This window comes from Pseudonocardia sp. WMMC193, assembly GCF_021728735.1.
GTDB lineage: Bacteria > Actinomycetota > Actinomycetes > Mycobacteriales > Pseudonocardiaceae > Pseudonocardia > Pseudonocardia oroxyli.
Genome location: NZ_JAKKDO010000003.1, coordinates 5,451,537 through 5,466,147, shown reverse-complemented (window position 1 = coordinate 5,466,147; position 14,611 = coordinate 5,451,537). Strand labels below are relative to the sequence as shown.

The following is a 14,611-nucleotide window of genomic DNA, read 5'->3' as shown; positions in this document are numbered from 1 at the left end:
CACCTCAGCGCCGCGCCGCGACGAGGAAGAACACCGTCAGACCCGCCCGGGCCACGACGCGGCGGCACCGTCGAAGCAGCCGTGCCGGTGGGCTCGCGAGCCTGACCCACGCCCAGGCGATATGGGCTCGACCCCGAACTCCGTTCGTCGATCCGGCGCGGTAGATCCACACGCCCGCGTCGATCAGATCGGCACGGCGGAAGCCGGCCCGGGCGATCTCCCAGCGCAACGGCAGGTCGTCGTCGTAGAGGTGCCAGGCGTTGCGCCGAGACTTGCGCCGCACGTCGAACCCCGTCACGAACAACCCACCGGACCGCAACGCGGCGTGGATCGCCTCGACAGTCCCCCGCAGCTCCTCCGGCGGCACGTGCGCCATCACATCCAACGCCGTGACCACGTCGAACGACGCCACGGGCAACGCCGCCGGAAGATGCACGTACCTCGCCGGGGTTCCGCGCTCGTCGAGCCGCCACCGGGCGAAGTCCAGCAACGGCTTGGCGACGTCGGCGAGGGTCACCTCGCAGCCGAGGGCAGCGAACAACTGCGCGGTGGCCCCGACACCGGACCCGTAATCCAGAACCCGCATGCCACTCGCGATACGCAAGCGGTCCGCCACGATGACCGACTTCAGATAGCCCGTACCGCTGACCTGCAGGTAGTTGTACCAGGACAAGTCGAAGGCCCACGAGGTCGCCGAGGCGTACAAGCCCGCGATCCCGTCCACGCTGTCCCTCGGCGCTGCCTCCCACTCCTGAAGACTCGCACTTTCCAAGTCCAGACAGCGGGCCAACGCCTCCTCCGAACTGATCGAGAAGTACCGGGCGAGATCGTCGAGGACACCCTCCCGCTCGGTCCCGCCGCCGACCGGCCGCAACGCCGAACGGAAACGCTCCGTCGTCGGACTCGCGACGGCCGCGGCGTGCGCCGCTGTCCAGCGCGCCGTCGCTGGAGGTGGAGCGCCTGGGGCGTCGGGATCGACGTGGCGGCCCCGGCCACCGACGTCCTCTCGCCACATCACCAGCGCAACCCCAGTTGAGCAGCCGCGAGACCGGAGAGAGCGCCCGCAAAACCCCTATGAGATCTCTCACGGTCGTTGACGGGTGCGATGGTAGGGGTGAGCTCGGTGGACATGTGATCTGCCACGCGTGGCAGATCAAGTGGTCCGCCTCGTCCGCCGCGCCGCACCTCAGCCGTCCGTCAAGCCTTCCGACCCGAGCTGAATCCTTGCTGGTCAACCTTCCGGCGAACGGCACGCCTGACCGGGATCTGCAGGGCCCGGCCGTTGCCCAGCTCGACAGCAGCCGGGCGGAGGGCCTCACCGACCGCCATGCGGAGCTCGTCCGGCGGAACGGGATCCGGGCGTTCCGCGAGCAGCACCGCCGCTAGTCGGTAGGCGTGGGCCTCCGCCTCTTCCTGGGAGTCCGGCGCTCTACGGTAACGTTCATAGTGGGAGTCGGAGCCCATGTCGATCCCCTTCGTCGGTCGATGTCGGCTTACGCCGGTACGACCGCGGGGGGAGCGCGGTAGGTCGAGGGCGGCCCGAGGTCGTGCCGCAGAAACCGCAGAAACCGCAGAACTATTCTGCGGTTTCTGCGGTTTCTGCGGTTTCTGCGGCGGCTGGATGGGCAGCCCACCGCGGCGACGCCCGACGGCCAGGGCCGGACGGGCGCGGAGGCTCCTCAGGACGGATGAAGCCGTGATCGTCGAGAAGCTGCAACGCCGGGTCGAGGTCGCCGATCTTGCGGAACCTGGAGCGGGACAGGCCGGTGAAGGCATCGCGGCGGCTGAAGCTCCCCGCGCCGGTACGGGCGATCCACTCCAGGACTGCGCGGGCGTCGTCCACGGTGGGGTCGGCTGCCATCTCGTCGAAGACGGCGAGGGCGTGGCCGAGGAAGTAGTGGCCCAATCTCGCCGCCGCGTCCAGGTGCCGGGTAGGGATGGGTTCGCCCCAGCCGGTGGGAAGGACGTCGGCGAGGAACAGCAGGCCCGCGAGACGGGCGATGGCGCCGTTGAGCTTCGAGGCCCAGTCGGTCATGTGGGCCAGGTCGGCGGGCGGGGCCAGGCGGGGTTCGAGGCGGCGTTCGAGGTCGAGGACCTCGCGGTCGGCCTCGCGGCTCAGCCGTAGACGCTGGGGCTCGCGGCGCTCGGCGAGGAGCATCACGAGCCTGGTCAGACGACTGGCTGTCAAGTCCCGGGTTCGGTAGAGGCTCGGTTCTCACGCTTCGGCGGGCTGCCGGGCGGTGTTCGTGTCGGCGTGTAGGGCCTCGCGCTCGGCCGGTGGGATCAGGCCGAGCTCGCCGTGGAGACGGCGGTGGTTGTACCAGTCGATGTACTCCGCGACCGCCAGCTCGAGGTGGTCGATCCCGCGCCACGGGCCCCGATTCCGCACGAGTTCGGCTTTGAACAGCGAGTTGAACGCCTCCGCCATCGCATTATCGTAAGAATCGCCGACCGATCCCACGGAAGCGACCGCGTCGACCTCGGCGAGTCGTTCGCCGTAGCGCACGGCGACATATTGCACGCCACGGTCCGAATGGTGTATCAATTCGGAGAGATCCGCTCCCGCGCGCTTCCTCGTCCAGATCCCCATGTTCAGCGCATCGAGGGCGAGGTCGGTGTACAGATTCCTAGACAGTTGCCAGCCCACGATCCGCCGGGAGAACACGTCCATGACGAACGCCGCGTACACCCAGCCGGAGAACGTGCGGATGTAGGTGATGTCGGCGACCCACAACCGGTTCGGGGCGGGCGCGGTGAAGTCCCGGTCCACCAGGTCCGGCCGCAGGTCCTGGCCCTTGGCCCGCACCGTGGTGCGCGGCGCCCGCAGCCGCGAAACCCCCCGCAGGCCGTTGCGGCGCATCAGCCGCTCCACGGTGCACCGCGCCACCTGCCGACCGTTCACACCTCCTTGCCGGCGCAGCGCCGCCCACACCTTCCGGCTGCCGTAGACGCTGAAGTTGTCGCGGTGCACTCGCTCGATCTCTTCCAGATTCTCGGCATCGGTCAGCGCCCGCGCCGACGGCGGCCGCTTCTTCGACGCATGGAAAGTGCTCGGGGCAATCTTCACGCCTGCATCAGTCAATGCCGCGCAGATCGGCTCGACCCCGAACCGGTTCTTGTTGGCCTCGATGTAGTCGAGGACTACCTGCTGGGGCGGTCGAGCTCCGCCGCGAAGAAAGCCGACGCAGATTTGAGAATGGCATTCGCCCGCCGCAACTCCCGAACCTCACGCTCGAGCTCCGCCAGTCGCGTCGCATCGTCGGTCGTCGTGCCCGGCCGCGTGCCGTTGTCGATCTCGACCTGCCTCACCCAGCCACGCAACGTCTCCGGGTTGATCCCCAACTGCTCGCCGATGCGCTTGTAGACGTTCCCGCCCCCGCCGTCCGGGGCGGCCTTCGCGTCAAGCACCAGCCGGATCGCTCGATCCCGCAGCTCGTCGGGGTACTTCCTCGGGGCGGCCATCGGTCGATCATCCTCCAGACTTGATGGTCTCCATCAAACCCGGGACGGGACAGGCGTAGGTCTTGTCGATCGAAGCGGGGACGGCCGGGGCGCCGACCTGGCGGCGGCCGACGGTGTTCTCCGGCAACGAGTACAAGATCCGGGCGAGCAGGCCGCGGCCGCGGAAGCCGGGCATTCGCGCGATGTCTTGCAAGACCTCCGGTTGCAGAGCTAGCCCAGATCTTTCGTCCCGTGGCCTTGGCTTGATCAACACCGGTGCTGGTCGGTGTGATGTGGTGGATTCTGCCCTCGGGGTGTGACAGTTCGGCCGAGGTCGCTCGGGTGGGCGCCGGTTCCACTGGTCCGGTCGGGGTTCCTGGGTTGTCGTGTCGGTGAGGGAGTGCTCAGCCGGGGACGGCGAGCGTGTGCAGCGCGGTGAGGCCGTCGCGGAGCAGTCCGGCCCAGGGTGCGTGCGCGGGCAGGTGGAGCACGGTGCGGCGGGCGTGGCGGGCTCGCTGGGCGGGGATGGAGAACAGCCGTAGGCGCAGGCGTTTCGGTTCCCAGCGCCGCGCGGGGTGGTCGGTGTAGGCGAGCATCTGCGCCCAGGCGGTGATCTCGCAGGCGAGCGCGACCACGGCTTGCCAGATGCGGTTCTGGTCCAACTCGTGCAGCGGCAGGTTGGTCAGCCCGGTGTCCTTCGCCGCGCGGATGCGGTCCTCGACGCGGGCGCGGCGACGGTGCCGTAGTTCGAGGTCGGCGAGCTGACGACCCGGGCCGCCGGGGCGGGTGTTGGTCGCGAAAGCGGTGTAGCGCAACCCGTCCGGGTCGGTGATCCGCAGCTGGGCGCCCGGGTGCGGCCGCTCCCGGCGGACGATCACCCGCATGCCGTCGGGCCAGGACGCCAGGTTCATCAGCCCGGTGGCCTCGATGACCCAGGCGCCGGGGCGGGGCTCGCGGTCGGCGTCCAGCGCGGTCTGCCAGTCCTCGGCGGGGAGCGCGGCGAGCTGGTCGACCAGGGCCTGGGTCAGTCCGAACCCGACCGAGTAGGACAACCGCTGCCCGTGCAGCCAGTCCAGCAGCTCGTGCGAGGCGCCGGCGCCGTCCACGCGGATGAGGACCTTGCGACCGGGCCGGTTGCCGGGCCTGTGATCGGGGAGCTGGCGCAGCGCGGACCGGATGACGGTGATGTGGTCGGCGGCGGTGTTCGATCCGGCGTTGCCTGGGCGCAGCAGCGCGGCCAGCGGCTCACCGGTGCCCGCGGCGCCATGATCGGCGAAGGCCCACAACGGGTGGTGACCGAAGCCCTTCTTGAACGTCGGCGCGGCGCCCTGCTTGTCGGAGTGGGCGGTCACCAGGGTGGCGTCCACGTCGATGACCAGCGGATTCGCCATGTCGGTGTCGTGATCGGGAGCCGCGTCCCCGGCCAGTGCCCAGGCCTGGGCCCGTGCCGCAGCGCGAGCGGTGTCGATCGCCGCCGACACCGCAGCAGCGTCGGCGGCGAGGCGGTCGATGGTGCGGGACACCGTCGGATCCGAGGCCACCGACCCGAACAGGGCGGGCTCGGCGCGCAGCAACGCGATGTCGGACAAGCAGTCCCCACCCACGGCCAGCGTCAGCGCGAGGTCGAGCAGGACCTTCGCCGGGTCGTGGACCGCCAACCGCGGCCGCCACGGCCCCAACGCCCCCGACAGTCCTCGGTCGAGTCCGACCTTGGCGATGGTCTCGGTGAGCAGCCTCGCCCCGGCATGAGACACCACCGTCGTCGCGGCCGTGTCGAGGTCCGGGCACGGGTAGAACCCGATAGTCTTCTTCACCTGGAGGGTGCTCCTGCTCTTGGGCCGATGGAGACTTCAGCAATCCCCATTCTCCCTGCTCAGAGGCACCCTCCAGCCTTCTGACACGCCACATCCGGCGAACCACGATGAAAGCCCCGGGCTAGGCCGAGGGTCAGGGCGGGTGCCTCCACGTGCTCGGCGGGGCGGCCCTTGCGATCCACGCGGAGCAGATCGCCCGAGTGACCCTTCAAGAACGCCTCGAGATTGGGCACTCCGCTGCTGTAGCGCCCGGCGATGGTAGAGAAGATCCCACCTTCCGCAGACAGCACCGCCAGACGACCGCGCTGCTCAGCGAGCAGGGATGCCGCGGCTTCCGTGGTGACGTCGTCAGCGATCAGACGAGGCAGCGCCGGGACGGGCTTCTCGGCTTCAAGGGTGAACTCGGCCGCGGCGTTGAGGGCTTCGGCGCGGGCGGCGGGGTCGCGGACGTTCGTGGCCTCGATCGTCCGGCGCTCGGCCTCCTTGGCCGCCATCTTCCGGGCGAGTTCCGCCTCCACGATCCGCGGGCGCGCCTGGTCGATGAGCTGGCGCTCCGCCTCGAGCAGCGGGGCGGTCATTGCGGCGAACACCGCGCTCTTGCGCGAACCCGGGGGCATCGCGACCACCGTGTAGAGGTTTAGGGGCTCACGCCAGCCGGGCCGGACCTCGATCTCCGCCCTGCCGCCCGCGGCGGTCGACAAGGCGGCGAGGGCCAGACAGCCGGGCAGGTCGAGTGGGGTCTGGGTGAACTCGGCGACCGCCATGACCATGTCCGCCACCCACGTCGGCAGGGCGTCCACCGGGAACGGCGGGGCCAGGCGGCGCAGGGTGAGCGGGGTCGGGTCGGCGTCCCAGCCCAGGACGGTGGGTTGGTCGTCGTTGTGGAGGATGGCGAGCCGGCGGTCGGCGTCGAGGCCGTTGAGGATGTCGTCGGCGGTGCGGCGTGCGCTCACGGCCGTCCGTCCGGATGTGCACGGCGCGGGGACCGCGCTCCAGCAGTGAGCCCGGAGCGGATCGTGCGGTGGGCTTCCCCTGCCGGAAGCCCGATGGTCGCCGACGCTTCCGCCAGTGCAGCAACCACGAGCCCGTCGGTGAGTAACCCTCCGCCCACAAGCTGGCCGAGCGCGAAGGCAGCCGCGTTGAGCACGTGGTTGCGGCGGCCTAGCCGGGCCGCGAGCACGTTGTCGACCTCCCCGCGTAGTGCCGCTGAGGCGTACTGAGACCGACGCCCAACGACGTTGTCCGTGGCCATGAAAAAGTCCCCGCTGGTGGCCAGGTTCAGGTCCCCGCGGGTGGCCGTGTGAGGTCCCCGCTGGTGGCCAAGTAGAAGTCCCCGGTCCCTCGTCGTGTCGTAACGCCGGGTTGAGGCCCTGGGCGGTGACGGTGGCGGTTGTCGAAGCCAGCCGCCGCACCACCCAGGGGTCTCCCATTGAAGTCTGCGAGGGAACGGATGGACATCATTTCGGCCTATCGGGATGTCGGCTCTTATCGCGGTGCGGCCGCGATCTGCGCCACGACCCCGAAGACCGTGCGTCGGGTCATCGAACGCCATGAGGCGGGAGGTGTTGTCCCGCAACGCAAACCACGGTCCCGGAACTACGAGTCGGTCGCCGAGCTCGTCTCGGGGCGGGTCGAGAAGACGAAGGGCAGGATCTCGGCGAAGCGGCTGCTGCCCGAGGCCCGCGCCGCCGGATACTCCGGTTCGGCCCGCAACTTCCGGCGTCTGGTCGCCACAACGAAGGCGGACTGGCGTCGTGATCATCACCGTGGGCGGCGTCCGGCGGTGTGGTCCCCGGGCGAGCACCTGGTGATCGACTGGGGCGTGATCGCGGGGCTGCATGTGTTCTGCGCGGTGTTGGCCTGGTCGCGGGTGCGGTTCGTGCGCTTCGCGGTCGACGAGCGCGCCGAGACCACGTTGTCGATGCTGGCCGAGTGCTTCGAGACGATCGGCGGGGTGCCGAAGGTGGTGCTCGCCGACCGGATGGGCTGCCTCAAGGCCGCCGTGGTGGCCGACCGGGTGGTCCCGACGGCGGACTACGTGCGCTTCGCCTCCCACTACCGGTTCCGGCCGGACTTCTGCCAGGGCGAGGACCCGGAGTCCAAGGGCATCGTGGAGAACCTCGTCGGCTACGCCAAGCGAGACCTGATCATCGGCTGCGACCTCGACACCGGCGAACCGGGCCGGCCGGTCGATCTGGCCGCCGCGAACGAAGCGGCGCGACGGTGGTGCGCCGAGGTCAACGCCGCGACGCATTCGGAGATCGCCGCGGCCCCGGCCCTGCGCCTGGCCGGACACGAGCTGGCCGTGTTGGGCGGGTTGCCATCGCTGCGGCCACGGATCACCGGCCCGGCGGTGATCCGCAAGGTCGACCGGCTCTCCTGTGTCCGGTTCGGCTCCGCCCGCTACTCGGTGCCGACCACCGCGATCGGCACGAGGGTCGAGGTCCGCACCCACGCCGACAGACTCACCATCCTGTCCACCGCCGGGCCCGGCGCCGGGATGGTCCTGGCGGAGCACCGCCTGGTGGGCCCGGGTGAGGCGTCGGTGATCGACGCCCATTACGGCGGACCCCGCCCTGACCGGCCGGTTCGGGCGGTCCGCCCGAAGACCGCCGACGAGAAGGCGTTCTGCGCGCTCGGCCCCGTCGCGCAGGCGTTTCTGAGCGGAGCTGCCGCTGCTGGGTCCGCCCGGCTGGGCACCGAGCTCGGTGAGCTGCTCGGTCTCGGTCAGGCCCACGGAGAACAGGCCCTGCTCGACGCGTTGGCCAGGGCGACGGCGTTCCGGCGGTGGCGGGCCGAGGACGTCCGCTCCATCCTCGCCGCCGGCGCGGCCGCGCCCCGGCCCCGACCGGCGGGGGAAGCCTTGGTCGTCGATCTGCCCTCAGTTCCGACCCGATCGCTGGCTGACTACGCACTGGCCGACTACGCCATCACCACCGACGTCGAAGGCGACGCGTCATGACTGCGGTCAAGCCTGCCGGGAAGATCCCCGCCCTCGACGCCGACATCGAGGCCGGGCTCAAACGGCTCAAGCTCGCCGCGATGCGCCGCCTCGCCCCGGAGCTGCTGCTCACCGCCCGCACCCAGCGCTGGCGCCCTGAGGAACTGCTGCGGGTGCTGGTCGAGGCCGAGGTCGCCGCGCGCGACGCCTCCAACATCGCCAACCGGCGCAAGGCCGCCGGGTTCCCCGTCGCCAAGACCCTCGACGAGTTCGACCTGTCCGCCTCCTCGATCCCCACCGCGACGTTCGACTACCTCGCCTCGCTCGAGTGGGTCCGGGGCGCGGAGAACCTCGCCCTGGTCGGCCCGGCCGGGACCGGGAAGTCCCACCTGCTCGTCGCCCTCGGGACTGCGGCGGTCGAGGCCGGGCACCGGGTCCGCTACTTCACCGCCGCCGAGCTGGTCGAAGCGCTCTACCGCGGGCTGGCCGACAACTCCGTCGGCAGGCTCATCGACCAGACCCTGCGCCACGACCTGATCATCATCGACGAGATCGGGTTCGCCCCACTCGACGACACCGCCGCCCAACTGCTGTTCCGGCTCGTCGCCGCAGCCTACGAACGCCGCAGCCTCGCGATCAGCTCGCACTGGCCCTTCGACCAATGGGGACGGTTCATGCCCGAACACACCACCGCGGTCAGCCTCCTCGACCGGCTGCTGCACCACGCCCAGGTCGTCGTCACCAGCGGTGACTCCTACCGCATGCGCGAGGCCCGAACCGCGAAGAACGGAGCCGCCATCAACACCGCCTGAACACCCCCGGACCGGGGACTTTCACCTGGCCACCAGCGGGGACCAAGAACCGGCCGTTGACAGACGTCCAGGAAGCGCCCGAGATCTGTGGATGGTCGGGGCTGTTGTTGGATTGCAGCGGTGAGCCACCGCGGCAGCCGCGCGACCTCGGCATGACCATTGCTGCGGTAGCGCCGTCCCCCGACTTTGGAACCGGCGGCGACGACGTAGCCACCGGCCCCGCGGACGTCGATGAGCCACCCGACTTTGCCGGCCGAGTTTCGGATGGCCGGACCGTCCGGGGCCGCGAAGTAGACGTGCTCGCCACCGGAGACGGTTTCGACGGAGAAGGTCTCGAACGGCGGGGGCTCACCATGTTGCTCGGCCAGAGCTGCGAAGACGTCAGCGCCCGTGTCGATTCCTGGCTTGTCCCACTCGTATGGCCGGGGAGATCCGTGGGCTGGAGTGTCGAGGTCCACCACGACGAGGTTCGACGGTCCGCAGGCGATCCCCACGTTACACCGAGCCCCCCGTTGGCTGCCCCAAGCTCGATGGATCCGCACTGCGTCTGTTGTCGCACGGGTTTCCCAGTCGCGGACGGCGGGCCGCTTGTCTCCGATCCTCAGCGGGAAGACCTTCCATCCGCGGGAGGCATGGGCGAGAGCCGCGTCGAGCTGTTCAGACATCGCGTTCACCTCGGATTGGGCTTCCACAGGCTGTGGGTGGGATCGTGGATGGATGCGCGTGAGCGAGCGCGACCTCGAACGCATCCCAGCCGGCAACATCCGTGTCCCCGTGCGGGAGTTCGGCCTGCTCTGGCAATCCGCGGAGGATCGGGCTCGTGAGCAGAGCGATCGCGGTGTGACGGACTGGGCGGCAGGTGAAGTCGCTGCGACCTGTCGCTGGCTTGCGCGAGCGTCGACGGAGTTTCCGAAGGGGACGCTGCGACCGCAGTCGTCGCCGATCAGGAGAATCTCGGCGCTCGCATACGAAGAGCTGATCGAGGCCGAATACCTGTCTGCGGAAACGGTGGCCGCGCGGACGCCACCGGCTCCTCTCGTTGCCAGCAGACCGGGGTATGTGGAGGCCGTGCGTCAGACCCTCGGGTGGGCATGGCGAGGCTGGGCAGCCTGTCCAGACCTGGGCGACCTGACGTGCCCCACGGGCTGACTCCGAAGCGCCCATCACTCGACCCCGCGGGCGTGGGCGGCAGCGCGCTGCCGGTCGTGGTCCTCGGCTGACCAGCGCCAGATCTCGGCGCTGCGTTCCTCGTCCTCGTGCTGTAAGTCGTGGGCGTCGCGCGCCTCGATCTCTGCGATAGCGCGGTGCGCGAGCTCAAGTGCTCTGGTCGTCTCGTCTGCACTCGGCACTCGCACCGCGTCTTCACCGACCTGCCGGGCCTCGCCCGCCGCGTGTTCCCGGATGTCGGCCCAGGGCCACGCGAGTGTCGGTGCCTCGCTCGACCGTTCACGGGTCGTCGGCAGAACCTCGTACTCCTCGGTGATGCGGCGGTAGGGGTCTTCCGCGGCGTCGGCGGCGTGGTGGGCCGTCAGCCACTCCTGGGCTGTCACCGGGTGTGGCCCGTCGCGATCGTCCGCATGTCGCAGATCGAGCTCCGCACGGGCCCGGTCACCGGCTGCCCGCGTGACGGCAGTGTGGACGAGCCAGCGTGACCGCGCCCTGTCGATACTCTCGAGCTCCTCTGCGCGAGCGGCCAAGGTCTCGGTGAGAGCGGCGGCATCGGCGGCCTCCGAACGGAGTCTCTGCTTCTCGGCGGGGTCGGCTGCGTTGTCCGCTTCGGCGGCGAGCAGGGCTGCCCGATGGCGGTTCGACTCGGTCGCCCGATGAGTGCCTGCGAGTTCGTTGCCGACGTACCGAGGTCCCCACGTCGCTTCGCGTTCGGCTGCCCGGACCCGAATCCGGAGCTGTCCGTCGGAGAGTTCGAGCTCCTCGCGGTCGATCTCGGGCCGTCCGAGCACCCTCCAGGCGTGGCGGTAGGCCGCGAAGGCCTCGGCCTGCCCTGGAGCCGGTGCCGGACCGAGTGCCTCCGCCTCGTCGGTGTGCTGGCGCAGCTCGCGGTAGGCGGCTACGCCGCCGACCGCGGCGACCCATTCGCCTCGAGCGACGGGTTCAGCCGGCGGGAGACCGAAAGCGTTCACCGCCCAGGCAGGCGGGTCGTTTGTGGCGGCCAGGCCGAGCTCGTCGGTACGCAAATCGGCTGCCGCGGCCAGGTGGTCCAGGTAGTTCTGCCATTCGGGATCATCGACCCGGGGCGTCCACTCTGCCCAGGTCTGGCCGACGGGATCGAAGCGGTGCCGCTGGGCGATGCGGCTATAGATGACGTTCGTGGTGTTGCGTGCACCGTCCAGAGGCCGCTCGGTGACCGCTCGGGAGAGCAGCTCGCGGGCATCGTGGCCCGCGAGCTCAGCACTGCGTAGTGCGCGCGTAAGCGACGAGGCTCCGTCCTCGGCCGCGATGCGAGACCGCTCGGCCATGGTCAGGGTGCCGTCGAGGGTGAGCGCGTCGAGCCAGGTCACGGTGCGTTGGGTCGAAGCGATCTGGGCCGCGTCGGCTAGTAGCTCCGCCGGAGTGCGGACGTTACCCATCTCCGCAGCGGACTCCGTGGCAACGGTCAGGGCAGATTGCGATGCCGTCCGCCCGTCGGGGTCGAGGACGATGGCGAGCGCCGCGACGGCGTCTCGACGTGTCGTCTGATCGGGCCGACCGTCAGCGGGGTCTTCGACAGCGGTCAGGGTGGTGACGTGCGCGAGGTTGGAGTCGCGTCCCCGTGTCATCCCGACGTAGAGCGCCGCGGCGGAGGTGCGAGAGGTGACCACGGTGTGACTCGTATCGACCGTCGCGCCCTGGGCCGAGTGCACCGTCGAGGCGTAGGCGAGGGCGACTCGCTCGGTCACGTAGTCGGCGGGAAGCACGATCCGCTCCCCCGGCACGTCGGTTCCGCCGGCGGTCACGGTGGTCACCTCGAGCCCGCCGTCGTCTCGCACCCCGGTCACGCGGTAGGTCTCACGGTTGATCGGTCCCCGGCGGTTGCCCGCGACGCCAGCGAGGTGCCATCCGTTCGCGCGTGCCTCGACGAGGTCCCCGATGCCTGCGTAGGTGCCCTGGAGGCCGAGTGGAACTCCCTGCTCGGAGACCTTGCCGAGTCGGACCATCTCGGCGCGGAGCTGCGCGGACAAGCGGGCAGCCTGGTCGTTGGTGTCGACCAACAGCAGAGATCGGCGTCCGGCGAGGGTGTCCGCCAGCCAGGCCTGCGCCGCGGACGACTCGGCCTGTTCGAGGGTTCCACCATCGAGAAGACGGCCGTGTCGGTGGTAGTCGCGCAGAACGGACTCGACGCCGGCCCGCAGTTGTAGTGACGCCCCCCGTTCCCAGGAAGCGGTGAACCGCCGCGCGTCGGCCAACTCGTAGCGCGCTCCTGCACTGGCGAGGAGGTCCATTCCGCCCCCGGCACCAACGGCAGCGAGCTGCTTGTGGTCGCCAACGAGCAGCAGCTTCGCTCCCGCCGATGCCACGTGTCGATGGATCGCGGACAGTGCTGGAGTGTCGGTCATCGCGGACTCGTCGACGACCACGAGGTCGCCTGAATTCAGACGCCATCTCGTGTCCTGGTCGAGAACTTCATCTGCGGTCCCGAGGCGATACTGGGTGGCGAGCCATCGGGCGACGTTGCGGGTGGTGAGCCCCTCACCGGTGAGGACGTCCGTAGCCACCTGCGAGGTGGCGAGCCCGAACACCCGCCTCTCGGCGTGTCTGCCGTGTACTCCGGGATCCATCCAGGCTTTTGCCAGTACGCCGACGACGAAGGACTTCCCGGTTCCTGCCGGACCGACGAGCGACTCGATTCGGGCGCCCGAGGTCAGGATGCCGCGCACTGCCGCTGCCTGATCAATCCCCAACTCGATGCCCGAGATTCGTAATCCGTCGAGGAACCGCTGCGCAGACTCCGAGGACACGACGGGTGCGCCGCCGACGGCAGCAGCCGCCACCAGAACGCGCTCAACCCGCAGATGCGCCGGAGTCGCGTAGAGCCGGGCGCCGGGCGCCTGATAGCTGGATTCGCCGCTAGCGAGACGGAGCTCGGCCGGGAGCGCATCGTCTCCAGGTCTCGACGTGTCGAGCGGCACGGCGTGGCTGAGTGCCTCCTCCGCAAGCCCGTCGAGCAGACCGGCGACGTCCTCTCCATGAGGGGTATCGAGGTAGTCCGGCAACGCCGCATTGATCGCCCGCGTCAGGTCCGCTCGTGTCCAACTCGCCCGCCGCGTGCCGAGGTCGGCCAACGCCGTTTCGATGACGGCATGCGGTTCCCACTGCGCCGCGTCGGGACGCTCGCTTCGTGCTCCGAGGGCCGCCGACGCCACGCTCGCCAAGCCTCCGGCGAGCTCCGCTGTGAGCTGCGCGTCGACCCGATCGAGCAGTTCCTCACGGGTGAGTCCGTGATGAGACTTCGCCCGACGTGTGGCGAAGGTGGCCTGCCGCGACAGACGATCGTGTTCGAGGGCGGTGGGAGAGCGGCCGAACCGCTCCTCGAAACCCGCGATCAGCTCGGCGGCCTTGCCGGTCACCGCCCGGCGGCGCGACGAGATCAGCGCCATCGCCTCCGCGGAGACACCGACGATTTCACGGGCCTTCCCGTCCGGACGAGTCGCGAAGACCAGGCCCAGGGCGTGGGTAAGACGCTCCTCGGTCGTTCGTTCCGCCACCGCGGCGGCGCCAGGGCGCCACTTGTGCATCCCGCGCGAGTCCAGAGTGCGCCAAGCCCCGTCCGGGCCTTCGACTCGATTGAGCACCGCATTGTGGATGTGCAGCTGCGGGTCGTGATCACGTGAGTCGTGTTGGAAGAACGACGCTACGACCCAGTCGTGGGCGTCGACGTAGCGTCCCGCTGCCCCGCCGTGATGCCCGATCCGGGAGTAGCCCGCCTTCTCCGACAAGTACGCGAGTGCCGCATTGTTGCCCGCCCAGATCGCGTCCTCGACCGCGGCTCGATAGCGGGCCCATCCGGCAGCAACGTCCGTGTCACCGGCCCGTTCACTGTTCACCTGTGCCGCTTCGAAGGCGGTGTGCAGCAGTGTCACGGACTTCTGAACGCTGAACGTGACATCGAGGAAGGCGACATTCCGCCGCGCTCCCTTGCCCGCCTCGACCCGAAGCTCAGCCCGCCGTTCAGGGCTCGCATGCGGCTCTCGTGCCAGCGCGGCGGCGTACAGAACCTCCTCCGACTGGTACTGCCGCCCGGTGTGTCCGAGGGTGAACACCTCGTCCCAGCGGTCCTTGTCACTAAACCCGTCCTCGCGCGGATCCAAGAACCGCTCGTAGAGACCGGTCATGTCCTGGGCGTCGACGAGTCCTCGAAGGCCGAGCTTCTCCGCCCCCGCACCCCACCACCGCCCGGGTGGCTCACCCTCGGTGACGGCACCGGTGTAGTAGTTCTCCCTGCCCGAGGCCACCTCTCGCAGGAGGTACTCGGGGCTGTAGCCGACGGCGATGCTCAGCACGGCACGATCTCCGACGGAGCCGACTCGACTCGGTTGCGGCCTTCCGAGCCACCGGGACGGCCGCAGGCCGTTCGGGCCATGTTGATCACGATGCCTTGGTGTGAGTCG

At 69.9% G+C, this 14,611-nt stretch carries 12 protein-coding genes and 1 other annotated feature; of the genes, 4 read left to right on the top strand and 8 right to left on the bottom strand.

Annotated elements, in window-relative coordinates; all coding sequences use genetic code 11:
* Positions 1 to 4: 4 nt before the first annotated feature.
* Positions 5 to 874, bottom strand: coding sequence for a bifunctional 2-polyprenyl-6-hydroxyphenol methylase/3-demethylubiquinol 3-O-methyltransferase UbiG (locus tag L3X23_RS28100; protein WP_237195862.1), 870 nt, complete (start codon positions 872 to 874; stop codon positions 5 to 7).
* 350 nt (positions 875 to 1,224) lie between these two features.
* On the opposite strand from L3X23_RS28100, the gene L3X23_RS28095 reads away from it, so the two are divergent.
* Positions 1,225 to 1,386: a hypothetical protein gene (locus tag L3X23_RS28095; protein WP_237195860.1), complete on the top strand. Its 162-nt coding sequence runs from the start codon at positions 1,225 to 1,227 to the stop codon at positions 1,384 to 1,386.
* A 190-nt stretch (positions 1,387 to 1,576) separates the two neighbouring features.
* Here the strand turns inward: L3X23_RS28095 and L3X23_RS28090 are convergent, their stop codons facing one another.
* The 5 genes from L3X23_RS28090 to L3X23_RS28070 form a co-directional block, all read right to left on the bottom strand.
* Positions 1,577 to 2,188 carry a DUF3987 domain-containing protein gene (locus tag L3X23_RS28090; protein ID WP_255734016.1) on the bottom strand — a complete coding sequence of 204 codons (612 nt, stop codon included), beginning with the start codon at positions 2,186 to 2,188 and terminating at the stop codon, positions 1,577 to 1,579.
* A 27-nt stretch (positions 2,189 to 2,215) separates the two neighbouring features.
* Positions 2,216 to 3,462 (bottom strand): IS3 family transposase gene (locus L3X23_RS28085; RefSeq protein WP_237195856.1). Its coding sequence is split into 2 segments (ribosomal slippage): positions 2,216 to 3,180 and positions 3,180 to 3,462, totalling 1,248 coding nucleotides; the frame shifts between segments, so codons are not numbered across the junction.
* Positions 3,053 to 3,181, bottom strand: a sequence feature (AL1L pseudoknot). It overlaps the preceding gene by 129 nt.
* 7 nt (positions 3,463 to 3,469) lie before the next feature.
* Positions 3,470 to 3,715: a DUF3987 domain-containing protein gene (locus L3X23_RS28080; protein WP_308116949.1), complete on the bottom strand. Its 246-nt coding sequence runs from the start codon at positions 3,713 to 3,715 to the stop codon at positions 3,470 to 3,472.
* Between the two features lie 130 nt (positions 3,716 to 3,845).
* Positions 3,846 to 5,255 carry an IS1380 family transposase gene (locus L3X23_RS28075; protein ID WP_237195852.1) on the bottom strand — a complete coding sequence of 470 codons (1,410 nt, stop codon included), beginning with the start codon at positions 5,253 to 5,255 and terminating at the stop codon, positions 3,846 to 3,848.
* A gap of 59 nt (positions 5,256 to 5,314) precedes the next feature.
* Positions 5,315 to 6,208: a DUF3987 domain-containing protein gene (locus tag L3X23_RS28070; protein ID WP_237195850.1), complete on the bottom strand. Its 894-nt coding sequence runs from the start codon at positions 6,206 to 6,208 to the stop codon at positions 5,315 to 5,317.
* Between the two features lie 476 nt (positions 6,209 to 6,684).
* Here L3X23_RS28070 and istA point away from each other — a divergent pair, with 476 nt between their 5' ends.
* On the top strand, positions 6,685 to 8,217 hold the full coding sequence (gene istA / locus L3X23_RS28065) for an IS21 family transposase (RefSeq protein WP_237195849.1): 1,533 nt from the start codon (positions 6,685 to 6,687) through the stop codon (positions 8,215 to 8,217).
* The gene (gene istB, locus L3X23_RS28060; protein WP_237195847.1) at positions 8,214 to 9,008 is read left to right on the top strand and encodes an IS21-like element helper ATPase IstB; all 795 of its coding nucleotides are present in this window, start codon (positions 8,214 to 8,216) and stop codon (positions 9,006 to 9,008) included. Before istA ends, istB begins: the two co-directional genes overlap by 4 nt.
* On the opposite strand, the gene L3X23_RS36720 is transcribed toward istB, so the two are convergent.
* Positions 8,951 to 9,673, bottom strand: a complete 723-nt coding sequence (locus L3X23_RS36720) for a bifunctional DNA primase/polymerase (protein WP_374204934.1) — start codon at positions 9,671 to 9,673, stop codon at positions 8,951 to 8,953. The two genes, istB and L3X23_RS36720, sit on opposite strands and share 58 nt — an antisense overlap.
* Before the next feature lie 58 nt (positions 9,674 to 9,731).
* On the opposite strand from L3X23_RS36720, the gene L3X23_RS28055 reads away from it, so the two are divergent.
* Positions 9,732 to 10,157 carry a hypothetical protein gene (locus tag L3X23_RS28055; protein ID WP_237195845.1) on the top strand — a complete coding sequence of 142 codons (426 nt, stop codon included), beginning with the start codon at positions 9,732 to 9,734 and terminating at the stop codon, positions 10,155 to 10,157.
* A gap of 14 nt (positions 10,158 to 10,171) precedes the next feature.
* On the opposite strand, the gene mobF is transcribed toward L3X23_RS28055, so the two are convergent.
* On the bottom strand, positions 10,172 to 14,503 hold the full coding sequence (gene mobF / locus L3X23_RS28050) for a MobF family relaxase (protein WP_237195843.1): 4,332 nt from the start codon (positions 14,501 to 14,503) through the stop codon (positions 10,172 to 10,174).
* Positions 14,504 to 14,611 lie beyond the last annotated feature (108 nt).